The sequence below is a fragment of the Microbacterium sp. dk485 genome (assembly GCF_004570445.1).
Classification (GTDB): domain Bacteria; phylum Actinomycetota; class Actinomycetes; order Actinomycetales; family Microbacteriaceae; genus Microbacterium; species Microbacterium wangchenii.
Window position 1 is genome coordinate 2009017 of record NZ_SPQW01000001.1, and the last position, 13486, is coordinate 2022502.

The window sequence follows — 13486 nt, forward strand, 5'->3', positions numbered from 1 at the left end:
GCCGGAGATCCACCATCGCGCTAGGGTGGCCGCGCGGCTCCTGGCGGGCCCGGGCGGAGGGATGCGATGGGCGAGGAGACTCCCACGTCCCCGCCGGAGCGCGGAGCCCGCGTCGGGGTCCGCGATGTCGCCCGAGCTGCCGGGGTGTCACCGCAGACGGTGTCGCGCGTGCTGAACGGCCACGCGAACATCCGCGACGACACGCGAGCCCGCGTGCGCGAGGCCGTCTCCGCGCTCGGCTACCGCATGAACAACGCCGCCCGTGCGCTGGGCACGGCCACGACCCGCACGCTGGGCGTCGTGGCATCGGCCCCGGCCCTCTACGGGCCGTCGGCCGGGATCGCCGCGATCGAGGCCGCCGCGCGCGCCCGGGGACGATGGGTCGCCACCGCGTACGCCGATGCCGCAGATGCCGCATCGGTCGTCGCCGCGGTGCACCACCTGCTCTCCCAGGGCGTGGACGGCATCGTCCTGGTCGCCGCCCACGCCCTCACCCGCGACGCGGTCGCGCAGGCCCGTCCGGGGGTTCCGGTCGTCGTCCTGCACGAGGGATCCGGGGCGCGCCGGCAGGAGGAGGGCGCGGCGCTCGCCGTACGTCACCTCGTCGGCCTGGGTCACCGCCGCATCGCGGAACTGGCCGGGCCGGAGGACTGGACCGAGGCGGCTGCGCGCTCCCGCGGCGTCGCTTGCGCGCTGGGTGCGGAGGGGCTGGCGGCGGCCGCATCGTGGACCGGCGACTGGAGCGCTGCGGCCGGCTTCGCCGTCGCGACCGCCGTGGCCGCGGCGGTGGCGACGGCGGACGGGCCGACGGCCGTGGTCGCGGCGAACGACCAGATGGCGCTGGGACTGATGGCCGGGCTGCACGCGCGAGGGGTGGACGTGCCGGGACGCGTCAGCGTCACGGGTTTCGACGACAATCCGGATGCCGCGTTCTACCGACCCGCGCTGACCACCGTGCGCCTCGACCTCGACGGGGAGGCGCACCGGGTCGTCGCCGACGTGGTCGGCGATCCGCCGGCGCCTCCGGCACCGCCGCGCCTCGTGCGGCGCGCCTCGACCGCCCCGCCGCCTCGTTCGCGAACCGGCGATGAGACCGGTAACATTCCGCGAGAACCCCCCGCCCCAGCCGATGAAGCACTGTGAGGACATCCCCGTGAGCGCCGCCGACGACCGCATCCGGGACCAGCTCGAGAACGGGCGCACGTCGCTCGGCATCGAACTCGGTTCGACCCGCATCAAGGCCTGCCTCGTGGGGGAGGACCCGGCCGACGTGATCGCCGTCGGCAGTGCCGCGTGGGAGAACGAATACGTCGACCGCACGTGGACGTACTCCCTGGATGCGGTGGAGTCGGGGCTTCGCGCGGCGTACGCCGACCTCGTGGCAGACGTGGAGCGCCGATACGGCGTGCAGCCGGCGACCTTCGGGGCGATCGGCGTCTCGGGGATGATGCACGGCTACCTCGCCTTCGACGCCGACGGCGAGCTGCTCGTGCCGTTCCGCACATGGCGGAACACCTCCACCGGCGCGGCCGCCGCCGAGCTCACGGAGCTGTTCGGGGTCAACATCCCGCTGCGCTGGTCGATCGCCCACCTCCACCAGGCGGTGCGGGACCGCGAGGCGCACGTGCCCCGCGTCCATGCGATCACGACCCTCGCCGGCTACGTCCATGAGCGCCTGACCGGACGCCGCGTGCTCGGGGTCGGCGATGCCTCCGGGATGTTCCCGATCGACCCGGTGACGCGCGACTACGACGCGGCTCTGGTGGCCCGTTACGACGAGCTCATCGCCCGGTCGCCGCTGAGTCGTCCTCTCGCCGAGCTCCTGCCCGAGGTGCGGGTGGCGGGGCAGCCCGCGGGGGAGCTCACGCCCGAGGGTGCCGCGTGGCTCGACCCGACGGGCCGGCTGCGCCCCGGCATCCCGATGTGCCCGCCGGAGGGCGACGCCGGGACGGGGATGGTCGCGACCAACTCCGTCGCGCCGCGCACCGGCAACGTCAGTGCGGGCACCAGCATCTTCGCGATGGTCGTCCTGGAGCGCCCGCTGCCGCGCGTGCACGAGGAGATCGATCTCGTCACGACGCCCGCGGGCGACCTCGTCGCGATGGTCCACTGCAACAACGGCGCGAGCGAACTGGCGGCGTGGGCCGAGGTCTTCGGCCGGTTCGCGGCCGCCTCGGGCTCGCCTGCCGATTCCGACGCGGTGTTCGCCACGCTCCTCACCGAGGCCCTCTCCGGGGAGCCGGATGCGGGCGGTGTGCTCGCGTACAACCACCTCGCCGGGGAGCCCATCGTGGGGCTCGCGGAGGGGCGTCCGCTCGTCGTCCGCACACCCGGGAGCAGGCTCACCCTCGCGAACCTCATGCGGGCCCAGGTGTACGGCGTGTTCGCCACGCTGAGCATCGGGATGCGCATCCTCGCCGAGGAGGGTGCCGCGCTGGATGAGATGTATGCGCATGGTGGCATCTTCCGCACCGCTGGAGTCGCCCAGCGCTTCCTCGCCGGCGCGCTGGGTGCCCCCGTCACCGTCGCGGAGACGGCCTCCGAGGGTGGCGCCTGGGGGATCGCGGTCCTGGCGTCGTACCTCTCCGAAGCGGGCCGGATCGACCTCGACGGGTATCTCCGCGAGCGCGTGTTCGCCGACGCGGCGTTCGCGACGGCTGCCCCCGACGCCGGCGACGTCGCCGGGTACGCCGACTATCTCCAGCGCTACCGCGCGGGCATCGCGGCCGAGGCCGCCGCCGCAGCCGCTCTCTGATCCGACCCCTGTTCCGAAGGACGCCTCATGACCCGCACCCCGCTGTCCACCTCGCTCGATGCGTACGAGATCTGGTTCGTCACCGGCAGTCAGGGCCTGTACGGCGCGGAGACCCTCCGCCAGGTCGCCGAGCAGTCCCAGGCCGTCGTCGGCGGCCTCGACGGTCTTCCCGTGAAGGTCGTGTGGAAGCCGGTGCTCACGGATGCCGACAGCATCCGTCGCCTCGCACTCGACGTTAACGCGCGCGACGAGGTGATCGGCCTGATCGCCTGGATGCACACGTTCAGCCCGGCGAAGATGTGGATCGGCGGGCTGGACGCGCTGCAGAAGCCCCTCCTGCACCTGCACACCCAGGCGAACGTCGAGCTGCCGTGGTCGGAGATCGACTTCGACTTCATGAACCTGAACCAGGCCGCGCACGGCGACCGCGAGTTCGGCTACATCCAGACGCGGCTCGGCGTGGCGCGCAAGACGGTGGTCGGACACGTCTCGAACCCCGCTGTCCGGCAGCAGATCGAGGACTGGCAGCGCGCGGCGGCCGGATGGGCGGCCGCGCGCTCGCTCAAGCTCGCGCGCTTCGGCGACAACATGCGCTACGTCGCCGTGACCGAGGGTGACAAGACCGAGGCCGAGCTGCGTTTCGGCGTGCAGGTGAACACGTGGGGCGTCAACGATCTCGCCGATGCCGTCGCCGCGGCATCCGAGGCGGAGATCGACGCGCTCGTGGCCGAGTACGAAGAGCTCTACGACGTCGCGCCGGAGCTGCGCGCCGGCGGCGAGCGGCACTCGTCGCTGCGCGACGCCGCCGCCATCGAGCTCGGGCTGCGGGCCTTCCTCGAGGAGGGCGGGTTCGGGGCGTTCACGACGAGCTTCGAAGACCTCGGTGCCCTCCGGCAGCTGCCGGGGCTCGCCGTGCAGCGACTGATGGCGGAAGGGTACGGCTTCGGCGCCGAAGGCGATTGGAAGACGGCGATCCTCGTCCGTGTCGCCAACGTCATGGGCGCGGGTCTCCCCGGCGGCGCGAGCCTCATGGAGGACTACACGTACGACCTCGTTCCGGGCGACGAGAAGATCCTCGGTGCACACATGCTCGAGGTGTCGCCCTCGCTGACCACCGCGAAGCCCCGCCTGGAGATCCACCCGCTCGGCATCGGCGGCAAGGACGATCCGGTGCGTCTGGTCTTCACCGCGGATCCGGGTCCGGCACTCGTCGTGGCGATGAGCGACATGCGCGACCGCTTCCGCCTCACCGCGAACGTCGTCGAGAACATCGAGGCGCCCGATCTGCCGAAGCTGCCGGTGGGGCGTGCCGTGTGGAAGCCGCAGCCGGACTTCGCCACATCGGCCGCGTGCTGGCTCGCCGCAGGAGCGGCCCACCACACCGTCATGACCACGGCGGTGGGCATCGAGGTGTTCCGCGACTTCGCCGAGATCGCCGCGACCGAGCTCGTCGTGATCGATGCCGACACCACCGTCCGCGGGTTCCAGCACGAGCTGCGCTGGAACCAGGCGTACTACCGGCTCGCGCAGGGGTTCTGACATGGCACGCACCCCACTCTCGGGCACCCAGCACTGCCTGCGCGCCGGTGATGCACAAGCGATCATCGCGGGGGTGGGAGCCTCCCTGCGCACGTACACGCACGAGGGTCGGCCCCTCGTGCTCGGCTTCGAGGCGGATGAGGTGCGTCCCGGCTACCGCGGCGCGACCCTGGCTCCGTGGCCCAACCGCGTCGTGGACGGGCGTTACCGGTTCGCCGATGCCGATCAGCTCCTGCCGCTGACCGAGCGCAGCCGGTCGCACGCGCTCCACGGTCTGCTCGCGTGGACCGAGTATGCCGTGACCGACAAAGGCCCGAGTCATGTCACCCTCGCCGCGACCGTCGAGCCGCAGACCGGCTATCCGTGGCGCGTGCATGTGGAGACGAGCTTCGTGCTCGCCGCGGACGGCCTCACCCAGACCGTCCGGGCCCACACCGAGGGTGACTCCGCAGCGCCGTGGGGAACCGGCCCGCACCCCTACCTGGTCGCGGGGGAGGGTCGTGTCGACGACTGGATGCTGCACCTGCCGGCGTCACGGGTGCTCGAGGTGACACCGGACCGGCTCGTCCCCACGCGCCTGGCCGATGTGACGACCGACCCCGAGCGCTTCGACTTCCGCGAAGCGCGCCGCATCGGCAGCGTCGAGATCGACCACGCCTTCACCGGCCTGGACCGCACCGCCGACGGGACGACGACCGTCGCGGTGACCGACAGCACCGGGCGGGGAGCGGCGATCACATGGTCCCTCGACTGCCCGTGGGTGCAGGTGCACACCGCGGACCAGCCGGAGGGCGAGGCGTCGCCGGCGCATCGCACCGGGCTGGCGGTCGAGCCCATGACGTGCGCCCCCGACGCCTTCAATGCCGGCAGCTACGACTTCGACACCGGCCTGCTGCTGCTGGAGCCGGGTGGCGAGCCGGTCGCCGCGGGCTGGACGATCCACCCCGTCGGCTGAGCGTCGTCAGTGCCCGTCGTGCGTGACGACGGGCACCGTGCCGTCCTCTCGCAGCAGTACCGCGTCCCGCGATGCGGTCAGGGCGGGCGTCACGACGACCGAGAGCACGGCTGCGGCGAGCACGAGTCCCCACACGCTCATGGCTCGGGCGGGGCGCTCGTCGTGGGGCCGCCGGAGTGCACCCGCGGTGCACAGGGCGACCGCCAGGAGGAGGCCCATCGCCGTCCCGACGGCGAAGACGCTCGTGTGCGCCGGCGAGAGCACCAGCAGCGCTGTCAGCAGCAGCATCCCGGCGACCGCGCCGCCGGCCACGGCGCGCGGGGCCGGGATGCGCCCACGCGAGAGGGCCGCGGTTCCCCAGGCGAGCCAGGCAAGGCCCAGGGAGAAGACGACAAAACCCACCGCGCGCGACGGCCCCGAGCCGTTCGGACCGGCGATGGCCCCTGCGCCCAGGCCCGCCACGACCAGGCCGGCTCCCCACGCTCCCACGGCCGGCCATGATCCGGTGAACGCGACCGGCGCCGCCCCCGCACGCGGATCACGTGCGGGGGCGGCGCGGGTCGCGGTGAGCACCGGCATGCAGAGTCCCTTACGCGGCGCGCGTGCGGGTGGTGCTGTTGCGGACTTCCCGGTCGGCGGCCAGGCCGACACCCAGGAGGATGATCGCCGTGGCCAGGTGGAGGAAGTGGTCGGCGACGTTGAGCGCCAGGAAGTTGGCGGGTCCGTCGAGGAAGAACCCGACGATGCCCAGCAGCAGGTACGCCGCACCGACGATGATGTTGACCGTCTTGGCGGCGCGGACGCCGGCGATGCCGCCGACCAGGAGGGCCAGGCCGATCAGCAGGTGCACGATGTTGTGCAGCGGGTTCACCTGGAAGATCCCCAGGAGGAGCTCGCCGTCGGGTCCGGCGAATTCGACGGCGCCGGTCACGGTGAACCCGAGCAGGCCGACGAGGGCGTAGACGGCTCCGAAGATGACGGCGACGAGACGGTTGGGTGATGAGCCCATGGATACCTCCGTGTGTGTGGTGCGGTGGGACGCCCCTGGCTGGGGCGCAGGGGGAAGGCCTCGGGATGATCGCCGAGGCCCTCCGTTCGTGCGCGCAGTCGCGGGCGCGGCCGCGCGCGCGGGTCAGGGGTCGCGGCGCAGCTGCTCGCCCATTTCGTTCTGGTGCTGAGCGTTCCCGCTTTCGGCATCCGCTCTGCGGGTGTCGGCGGCGGGCTGACTGTTGTCGCCGGTCGCCGGCGTTTCCTTCGTGCGCCCGGCAGCCGTGCCGTGCGTGTCGGGATGATCGTCGTTCTTGTCGGTGATGTCCTCCCACGCATCCTTGGCCTTGCGCGCGGCTTCTTCTGCCGCACGCTTCGCGTCGTCCATGAATCCCATGTCTTCCTCCTTCCGGAAGAGGTGTCTCGACGGTAGGTCCCGGGGAACGGATCCCTCGACGGGGTTGCGCCACGCGGCTCATCGCGGTATCGCGATTCTGGTTGATTCCAACTGGAACTATGTGTAACGTCGCAGGTCGTTCCACTTGGAACTACTACCCCACCGATCGAGGAGATCATGAACATCACCATCCTGGGCACCGGCCACATGGCCCGGACCCTCGGAGCAGGACTGCTTCGCTCCGGACATTCCGTCGTCTTCGGCTCCCGCGACCCGGGGGCGGTCACCGATCTGCCCGCGCCTGTCCTCGGTCATCGCGACGCCATCGCGCGGGGCGAGATCCTGCTGAGCGCCGTGGCGGCCGCCCACTCGCTGGAGACCCTCACCGCCCTGGCAGGCGACATCGGGGATCGCGTGCTGATCGACATCGGCAACGCGGTCGATCAGCACCTCGAACTCCTCTACCCCGACGGGAGCCTCGGCGAGCGGCTGCAGCAGGCGCTTCCGGATGCGCGCGTCGTGAAGACCCTGAACACCCTCGCCGGGACCCTGGCGGTCGATCCGTCGAGCCTGCCCGTCCCCACCACGGTGTTCCTCTCCGGTGACGATGCCCAGGCCAAGGCCATCGTCGCCGACATCCTGCGGACCCTCGGGTGGGCCGACGAGCAGCAGATCGACCTCGGCGGGATCGCGACCGCGCGAGCGGTCGAGCATTACTTCATGCTGTTCGCCGCGATGATGATGGGGCTGCGAAGCGAGCGCTTCAACGTCGCCGTCATCCGCTGACGGTGCGGAGAGGATCGCTCACATGACCGAGCAGCAGCGGATCGCGCTGGACGAGATGCTCCGTTCCCTACCCCTCGACCTCGGCGGCGACGTGGCCGAGCAGCGCCAGCTCTTCGCACACATGATGGAATCGATCCCCCTCGCCGGCGATGTCGTCACCGGGAGCGGGCGACTCGGCGTCCCGGTGGTCACCGTCGGCATCGAGGGGGTCCGCCCACGCGGGACGATCCTGTACTTCCATGGCGGCGCCTACACGATCGGGGCGGCGGAGCTCTCCGCGGGTCTGGCCTCCGAGCTGGCACGCCGCTCGCGGACCCGGGTCGTCTCCGTGGAGTACGCGCTGGCTCCCGAGTCGCCCCACCCGGCGGCGGTGGAAGATGCCGTGGCGGCCTACCGCGGGTTGCTGGACAGCGGCGTGCCCGGCCACGACATCGTCCTGGCGGGGGAGTCGGCCGGCGGCGGACTGGCGGTGGCGGCGGCGATGGCGATCCGCGCGGCGGGGATGCCGGGGCCCGCGGCGATCTACGCCGCATCGCCGTGGGTCGATCTGACCCTCTCCGGGCGGAGTGCGGCAGCCAAGGCGGCGGCGGATCCATCGGTGACGGCCGAAGGGCTGATGCGCCGGGCGCGGGATTACGCCGGTGAGGCGGATCTGCGCGATCCGCTGATCAGCCCGCTGTTCGGGGATCTGGCGGGGCTGCCGCCGCTTCTGGTGCAGGTCGGAGGCAACGAAGTGCTGCTCGACGATGCCACACGGCTGGCGGCGCATGCCGCCGCGCAGGACGTGAGCGTGCGACTGGAAGTCACGCCGGGCGTCCCGCACGTTTTCGTGGGTTTCGCCGCGATGCTCGACGAAGCCGATGTCGCCCTCGGCAATGCCGGGGACTTCATCCGCGCCGCCCTGGACACGCAGCCGGGATGACCGCATCCCCCGTGCACCGCGGGGCGCACCTACGGTTCGGTACCCTACGAGGGCGGGAAGGACACGCCCTTGGTGGACCAGCAGATCAGTCGCGACGAGCTCTCGGCGTACTTCGCGCTTCGTGCCGCGGGGGACCGCCTGCAGCGCGCGGTGGCGACGCAGCTGCGCGAACACGGACTGACGGAGGCGCAGTTCACCGTGCTCGCGCAGCTGCAGGATGCCGGCGAGCTGCGGATGAGCGACCTGGCCCACGTGGTCGTCGCGTCGAAGAACGGGCTGACCTATCAGGCCACGCAGCTGGAGAACCGCGGGCTCGTGAGCCGTCGCGCGAGCGAGGAGGACGCCCGCGCCGTGCTCATCCGGCTGGAGCCGGCCGGCGCGGAGCTGCTCGCGCAGGCCCTTCCCGGCCACATCGCGCTGGTCAGACGGCTCTTCCTGGACCGTGTCAGTTCCGCCGAACTGGCCGCCATCAGCCAGGGCTTGGCGAAGGTTGCGACGAACTGACGCGAAGTGCGGCCGGTGGGGTGGGCGCGAGCCGCTAGCCTCGGTGCGAGGGAGGTCTGTGGTGGGGCGAACGTCGGAAGCGGTGGCGGAGGGCGTGTCGATCGCCTCGGCAGCTGCTCGATTGACCGTGCGGAACCACATCCTGGTTGAAACGATCTCCGCCGGTGCCGCTTTCGATCGCGACAGGCTCGCCGGGTTCGCCCGTGACACGATCCTCGCCCTGGCGGAGGAGCAGGAGCGGGCGGCTCAGCGCATGCGCGATCTGCGGCGTGGCGCGTGGGGCAAGTTCTCCACCTCCAGTGGCACCCACGACTACCGGGAGCGCGACATGCGCAACCTGCGCCGCCGGCGGAAGCAGTACGAGGGTGTCGCCAAGGAGCTGCGCGCATGGGCCGATGACCCCGAGCGGGTCTACCAGCTGGTCGACACCGCTCGGGAGGCGGCGTGGGGTGACGTCGAGGCCAACCTGCAACGGCGCCTCAAGGTCGAGGGGATGACTCCCGACGCGGACCCCGACTACGAACGCATGCGCAAGGCGCGGATGGACGCGTTGCGCATGGTGGATCTCGCACGCCTGGCGGCGCACACGCAGCGCAGACGCCAATCCGCGGAGGCCGCTGAATCCTGACCGTGCGTCGTCGCGGCCGCGGTCGGGACGCAGAAATCCCCCGCTCTCCGAGGAGAGCGGGGGATTTCGTTACTGTCTCAACACAGTGCGCGCCCGAAGGGACTCGAACCCCTAACCTTCTGATCCGTAGTCAGATGCTCTATCCATTGAGCTACGGGCGCACGGCCCCCGCGCGAAACGGCGCGTGGGCCTCCTAGAGAATACCCCACACTGAGCCGCACCGACGAATCGGTGCCGCCGCCATATCCGCAGGTCCGTGATTGCGGCCTCGGACGGGTCGGGTGAGACTGGGGGCACCACGGCAAGGCGACGGAGGAACATGCGACTGGTGCAGGTGGCGCAGCGTGCCGAGGATCTTGATCGGGCAGCGGACTTCTATACGGTGCTGCTCGAGGCCGGGCCTGTCGCGCGGTTCGACGATCCGGGGCTCGTGTTCTTCGATCTCGACGGCGTGCGCCTCGTGCTCGACCGCAACGCGCCCTCGGCTCTGGTGTATCTGCATGTCGACAATGTGCATGAGGCGATCGAGCGGCTGCAGGGTGTGGCGGAGGTCGTCACGCGTCCGCATGTGATCTTCACCCATGACGGCGATGTGCTCGGGCCGGCGCGGCATGAGGAATGGCATGCCTTCGTGCGCGACACCGAGGGGAACCTCGTCGGGCTCGTCGCCTTCCAGCGGGTGTGAGGCGGCGGCCGTCCACATCGTCACCTCACGTGAGGAGGCGTCCGAGATCAGTGAATCGCTGCTGGTAGCCGTCCAGGAGTCTGCGGGCGACGGTGACGGAGTCCACGAGCGGATGCGCGGCGAATGCTCGCCATGCGAGTTCTCTGGAGCCGGTGCGCGCCGCTTCGATCGTCAGCTGCTCGGCGGACTTGACCTGAGTCATGAGGCCGAGCATCTCACCGCGGACCGGGGCGATCGGCCAGGGGTGCACGCCGTCCGCGTCGACGACGCATCCCACTTCGATCACCGAATCCGCTGGGAGGGAGGGGATGAGGTCGCCGTTGCGGACGTTCAGGATCATCGTCGCCGGTCGGTCTGAGGCGATCGCCGCCATCAGCTCGAGGGCCACGGTCTGGTAGCCGCCGCCGTCGACGTCGCTCGTCTCACGCGATTCGCCGTCCTGCCGGCTCTCGGCCATGTAGCTCGACTCGCGCTCCCGCCGGGTGCGCAGCCACGCGTCGAGGGGGTCGTGACCGGGCGCGGAGAAGAAACCGCCCTGCTGGCGGTCCAGAAACTCTCCGCGGGTGGTTTCCGCCGAGCGGATCCGCTCGGTCGCCTCGCGAGTGAAGTAGTAGTAGTACAGGTATTCGTTGGGGAGGGCGCCCAGGGCGCGCACCCAGTCGAACCCCATGAGCCGGGCCTCCTCGATCGTTGTGAGCGCACGATCGTCGGCGAGGAGCCGCGGCAGCTGGTCGACGCCGTCGATCTGGACGCTGCGCAACCATCCGAGGTGGTTCAGCCCCACGTAATCGAAGTGCAGCCCGCCCGCACCCGGCCCTGAGGAGGGAGTCGCGCCGACCGCCGAGACGGCGCGACGCATCAGGCCGATGGGGGTGTCGCAGATGCCGACGACGCGATCGCCCAGGACGGCGCGCATCGCCTCGGTGACCATGCCAGCGGGGTTGGTGAAGTTGATCACCCACGCGTCGGGTGCCACCTCGCGCACGACGTGGGCGAGGTTCACCATGAAGGGGATGGTGCGCAGGGCGTACGAGATGCCGCCGGGCCCGACGGTCTCCTGCCCGAGCACGCCGAGCTCCAGCGCCGTACGCTCGTCGACCACCCGTCCGGCGGTGCCGCCGATGCGCACGGCCGCGAAAACGAAGTCGGCACCGCGCAGGGCTTCGGCGAGGTCTTCGGTGACGGTGATCGTGGGGACGTGCGCACTGGTCTCCGACATCCGGTCGATGACGGATCGGATGATCGCGAGGCGCGAGTGTGAGACATCGAACAGCGCCAGTTCGTCGATGCGCACGGGTGCGTCCTCCGAGGACACCGCTTCGAACACCTGAGGCACACGGAAGCCGCCGCCTCCGACGATGGTCAGTTTCACGCCGTCATCACCTCGATGTCATTGCTGCGGAAGACGTCGAGGGTCGCCTCGTCCGCTCCCTCGTTCGTCACGACGCCCCACAGCTGCTCCGGGCCGCAGACGTTCAGCAGTCCGACGCCGGGGAACTTGGAGGCATCCGCCAAGACGACCGAGCGGACGGAAGAAGCGATCATGGCCCGTTTGATAGGGACCTCCATGCCGGTCGTGTCGGCGATGGTGCCGTCCGGTCGGATGCCACTCGTCCCGAGGAAGCATGTGGTCGCGCGGATCTGCGCGAGGGCCTGTTCGGTCAAAGTGCCGACCATCGAGTTGTAGTTGTTGCGGACGACTCCGCCCAGGACGATCAGCTCGACTCCGTCGTCGGAGCGCAGTTCGTCGATCACGGCGAGGCTCGAGGTGATCACCGTGATGCGACGTCCGCGCAGCTCGCGTGCGAACAGTGCGGTGGTGGTTCCGATGTCGACCAGGATCACGTCGCCGTCGGAGACCAGCTCGGCCGCCCGCCGCGCGATGCGGAGCTTCTCCGGCTGCTGCTGACGGGATACGTCGGAGAACGGGATGCGGTCCGGCTCGATGTTGCCGCCGCCGCGCACCCGCTTGAGGAGGCCCTCCGCGCTCAGCGCGTTCAGATCGCGCCGGATCGTCGAGGCCGATACGCCCAGCTGGTCGGCGAGGTCTTCCACGCGCACCTCGCCGTCTGAGCGAAGGGAATCGAGGATTCGAGCTTGCCGCGTCGAAGTGAGCATGTGAGCGAGCATATCAGTCAGCTTCGAGCATCTATTGTGCATATTCGAGCAGTTCTGGAGTATGTTCTAGCAAACGCTGTCGCCGTGGACGCCCCTGAGAGGAGCGAGATGACCTCCGCCGATGCTCACGCCGATGTGGACGTCGTGCTCACCGGGCCGCTGTTCCTGGACTTCGTCTTCACTGGACTCGATGGCCGCCCCGCCGCCGGCACCGAAGTGCGCGCCAAGGAGTTCGGAATCAGCCCGGGAGGCATCGCGAATCTTGCCGTCGCGACAACGCGGCTCGGGCTTCGCTCCTCGCTGGCATCCGTCTTCGGCGACGACGTTCATGGCCGCTGGAGCTGGGAGGTGCTCGGCGAGCACGAGGGGATCGACCTCTCCCGATCGCGCATGATCTCCGGCTTCACGACCGCCGTCACGGTGGCCATCGAGCAGGACGCGGATCGCAGCATGGTGACGTACGACCAGGAGTGGCCGGTCTCCGTCGACGAGCTCCTCAGCGGCCCTCTGCGCGCCCGTACCGCACTGGCCGATCTCAACGCTCTGCGCGAGGAGCGCGATCCCGATTCCTGGTGGAAGCGGGCGTCGCGAGCCGGCACCCGGATCTTCGCCGACATCGGCTGGGACTCCAGCGAACGGTGGGATCCCCGTGATCTCGATCCGCTCGCGTACTGCCACGCGTTCACGCCCAACTCGCGGGAGGCGTCGGCTTACACTCGGGCGGACGAGCCGCGCGAGGCCGCCCGACGGCTGGCTGAGCAGGTTCCCCTGGTCGTTGTGACCTGTGGCGCCGCTGGCGCCGTTGCGATCGACGCCGCCACCGGTGAAGAGGCTGCCGTTCCTTCGATCCGGACTGATTTCGTCGACGCCACCGGCGCCGGGGACGTATTCGGTGCGGCGCTGGTCGCCGGCACGCTTGCCGAGTGGCCTCTGGCCCAGAGGCTCGCCTTCGCGGCCCTGTGCTCCGGGCTCTCGGTAGGCCAGCTCGGCGGATCCTTCGGCGCTCCCGGCTGGGCGGAGATCGGGCAGTGGTGGGAGCGGACCCTGGCGGGTGGCGATGAGGACCTCGTGCGGCGCTATGGGTTCCTGAGCGACGTCCTGCCCGCCGACGCCCCGCCCCCGGTGCGCCGTGCCGGCCCCGGCTTGTACTTGGCTCGCACCTCGTGAGCCACCGGTGAACCACCCAAGCCTCTTGCACCACTGGAAACCG

Annotated in this window: 15 protein-coding genes and 1 tRNA gene; 10 read left to right on the forward strand and 6 right to left on the reverse strand. The window is 70.6% G+C overall.

The window, feature by feature from the left end:
* Nucleotides 1–66: 66 nt before the first annotated feature.
* The 4 genes from E4V99_RS09460 to E4V99_RS09475 are packed head-to-tail and all read left to right on the forward strand — an operon-like array spanning nt 67 to nt 5249.
* The gene (locus E4V99_RS09460; protein ID WP_135117060.1) at nt 67–1143 is read left to right on the forward strand and encodes a LacI family DNA-binding transcriptional regulator; all 1077 of its coding nucleotides are present in this window, start codon (nt 67–69) and stop codon (nt 1141–1143) included.
* On the forward strand, nt 1130–2755 hold the full coding sequence (locus tag E4V99_RS09465; protein ID WP_135117061.1) for an FGGY-family carbohydrate kinase: 1626 nt from the start codon (nt 1130–1132) through the stop codon (nt 2753–2755). The genes E4V99_RS09460 and E4V99_RS09465 overlap by 14 nt, the downstream gene beginning before the upstream one ends.
* Nucleotides 2756–2782: 27 nt before the next feature.
* Nucleotides 2783–4294: an L-arabinose isomerase gene (gene araA, locus E4V99_RS09470; RefSeq protein ID WP_135117062.1), complete on the forward strand. Its 1512-nt coding sequence runs from the start codon at nt 2783–2785 to the stop codon at nt 4292–4294.
* Nucleotide 4295: 1 nt separating this feature from the next.
* The gene (locus E4V99_RS09475) at nt 4296–5249 is read left to right on the forward strand and encodes an aldose 1-epimerase family protein (protein WP_135117063.1); all 954 of its coding nucleotides are present in this window, start codon (nt 4296–4298) and stop codon (nt 5247–5249) included.
* 6 nt (nt 5250–5255) lie between these two features.
* On the opposite strand, the gene E4V99_RS09480 is transcribed toward E4V99_RS09475, so the two are convergent.
* The 3 genes from E4V99_RS09480 to E4V99_RS09490 form a co-directional block, all read right to left on the reverse strand.
* Complete coding sequence (locus tag E4V99_RS09480) at nt 5256–5828, reverse strand: hypothetical protein (RefSeq protein WP_135117064.1); 573 nt, start codon at nt 5826–5828, stop codon at nt 5256–5258.
* A gap of 10 nt (nt 5829–5838) precedes the next feature.
* Complete coding sequence (locus E4V99_RS09485) at nt 5839–6258, reverse strand: DUF4383 domain-containing protein (RefSeq protein WP_135068918.1); 420 nt, start codon at nt 6256–6258, stop codon at nt 5839–5841.
* Nucleotides 6259–6381: 123 nt separating this feature from the next.
* Nucleotides 6382–6624: a hypothetical protein gene (locus E4V99_RS09490; protein WP_135068916.1), complete on the reverse strand. Its 243-nt coding sequence runs from the start codon at nt 6622–6624 to the stop codon at nt 6382–6384.
* A gap of 186 nt (nt 6625–6810) precedes the next feature.
* Between E4V99_RS09490 and E4V99_RS09495 the strand changes: the two genes are divergently transcribed.
* From E4V99_RS09495 to E4V99_RS09510, 4 genes are all read left to right on the forward strand, one after another.
* Nucleotides 6811–7419 carry an NAD(P)-binding domain-containing protein gene (locus E4V99_RS09495; protein WP_135117066.1) on the forward strand — a complete coding sequence of 203 codons (609 nt, stop codon included), beginning with the start codon at nt 6811–6813 and terminating at the stop codon, nt 7417–7419.
* Nucleotides 7420–7441: 22 nt separating this feature from the next.
* Nucleotides 7442–8341 carry an alpha/beta hydrolase fold domain-containing protein gene (locus tag E4V99_RS09500; RefSeq protein WP_135117067.1) on the forward strand — a complete coding sequence of 300 codons (900 nt, stop codon included), beginning with the start codon at nt 7442–7444 and terminating at the stop codon, nt 8339–8341.
* Nucleotides 8342–8413: 72 nt separating this feature from the next.
* Entirely contained in the window at nt 8414–8845 is a 432-nt protein-coding gene (locus tag E4V99_RS09505; protein ID WP_240742906.1) for a MarR family transcriptional regulator, read from the forward strand.
* Nucleotides 8846–8906: 61 nt separating this feature from the next.
* Entirely contained in the window at nt 8907–9473 is a 567-nt protein-coding gene (locus E4V99_RS09510; RefSeq protein WP_135068908.1) for an asparagine synthase, read from the forward strand.
* A gap of 88 nt (nt 9474–9561) precedes the next feature.
* Here the strand turns inward: E4V99_RS09510 and E4V99_RS09515 are convergent.
* Nucleotides 9562–9634, reverse strand: a tRNA-Arg gene (locus E4V99_RS09515).
* Nucleotides 9635–9792: 158 nt separating this feature from the next.
* Between E4V99_RS09515 and E4V99_RS09520 the strand changes: the two genes are divergently transcribed.
* On the forward strand, nt 9793–10158 hold the full coding sequence (locus tag E4V99_RS09520; RefSeq protein WP_135068906.1) for a methylmalonyl-CoA epimerase: 366 nt from the start codon (nt 9793–9795) through the stop codon (nt 10156–10158).
* A 25-nt stretch (nt 10159–10183) separates the two neighbouring features.
* Here E4V99_RS09520 and E4V99_RS09525 read toward each other — a convergent pair whose 3' ends face one another.
* On the reverse strand, nt 10184–11530 hold the full coding sequence (locus E4V99_RS09525) for a 6-phospho-beta-glucosidase (RefSeq protein ID WP_135117068.1): 1347 nt from the start codon (nt 11528–11530) through the stop codon (nt 10184–10186).
* Entirely contained in the window at nt 11527–12276 is a 750-nt protein-coding gene (locus E4V99_RS09530) for a DeoR/GlpR family DNA-binding transcription regulator (RefSeq protein WP_135068902.1), read from the reverse strand. The genes E4V99_RS09525 and E4V99_RS09530 overlap by 4 nt, the downstream gene beginning before the upstream one ends.
* A 108-nt stretch (nt 12277–12384) precedes the next feature.
* Between E4V99_RS09530 and E4V99_RS09535 the strand changes: the two genes are divergently transcribed.
* On the forward strand, nt 12385–13443 hold the full coding sequence (locus E4V99_RS09535) for a PfkB family carbohydrate kinase (protein ID WP_135068900.1): 1059 nt from the start codon (nt 12385–12387) through the stop codon (nt 13441–13443).
* The last annotated feature ends 43 nt before the right edge of the window (nt 13444–13486 follow it).

Bases quoted from the DNA above. Each gene is read 5' to 3' on its own strand.
- E4V99_RS09480 (WP_135117064.1), bottom strand. From the start codon at position 5,828: ATGCCGGTGCTCACCGCGACCCGCGCCGCCCCCGCACGTGATCCGCGT.
- E4V99_RS09465 (WP_135117061.1), top strand. From the start codon at position 1,130: ATGAAGCACTGTGAGGACATCCCCGTGAGCGCCGCCGACGACCGCATC.
- E4V99_RS09460 (WP_135117060.1), top strand. From the start codon at position 67: ATGGGCGAGGAGACTCCCACGTCCCCGCCGGAGCGCGGAGCCCGCGTC.
- E4V99_RS09495 (WP_135117066.1), top strand. From the start codon at position 6,811: ATGAACATCACCATCCTGGGCACCGGCCACATGGCCCGGACCCTCGGA.
- E4V99_RS09485 (WP_135068918.1), bottom strand. From the start codon at position 6,258: ATGGGCTCATCACCCAACCGTCTCGTCGCCGTCATCTTCGGAGCCGTC.
- E4V99_RS09535 (WP_135068900.1), top strand. From the start codon at position 12,385: ATGACCTCCGCCGATGCTCACGCCGATGTGGACGTCGTGCTCACCGGG.
- E4V99_RS09490 (WP_135068916.1), bottom strand. From the start codon at position 6,624: ATGGACGACGCGAAGCGTGCGGCAGAAGAAGCCGCGCGCAAGGCCAAG.
- araA (WP_135117062.1), top strand. From the start codon at position 2,783: ATGACCCGCACCCCGCTGTCCACCTCGCTCGATGCGTACGAGATCTGG.
- E4V99_RS09475 (WP_135117063.1), top strand. From the start codon at position 4,296: ATGGCACGCACCCCACTCTCGGGCACCCAGCACTGCCTGCGCGCCGGT.
- E4V99_RS09530 (WP_135068902.1), bottom strand. From the start codon at position 12,276: ATGCTCACTTCGACGCGGCAAGCTCGAATCCTCGATTCCCTTCGCTCA.
- E4V99_RS09500 (WP_135117067.1), top strand. From the start codon at position 7,442: ATGACCGAGCAGCAGCGGATCGCGCTGGACGAGATGCTCCGTTCCCTA.
- E4V99_RS09520 (WP_135068906.1), top strand. From the start codon at position 9,793: ATGCGACTGGTGCAGGTGGCGCAGCGTGCCGAGGATCTTGATCGGGCA.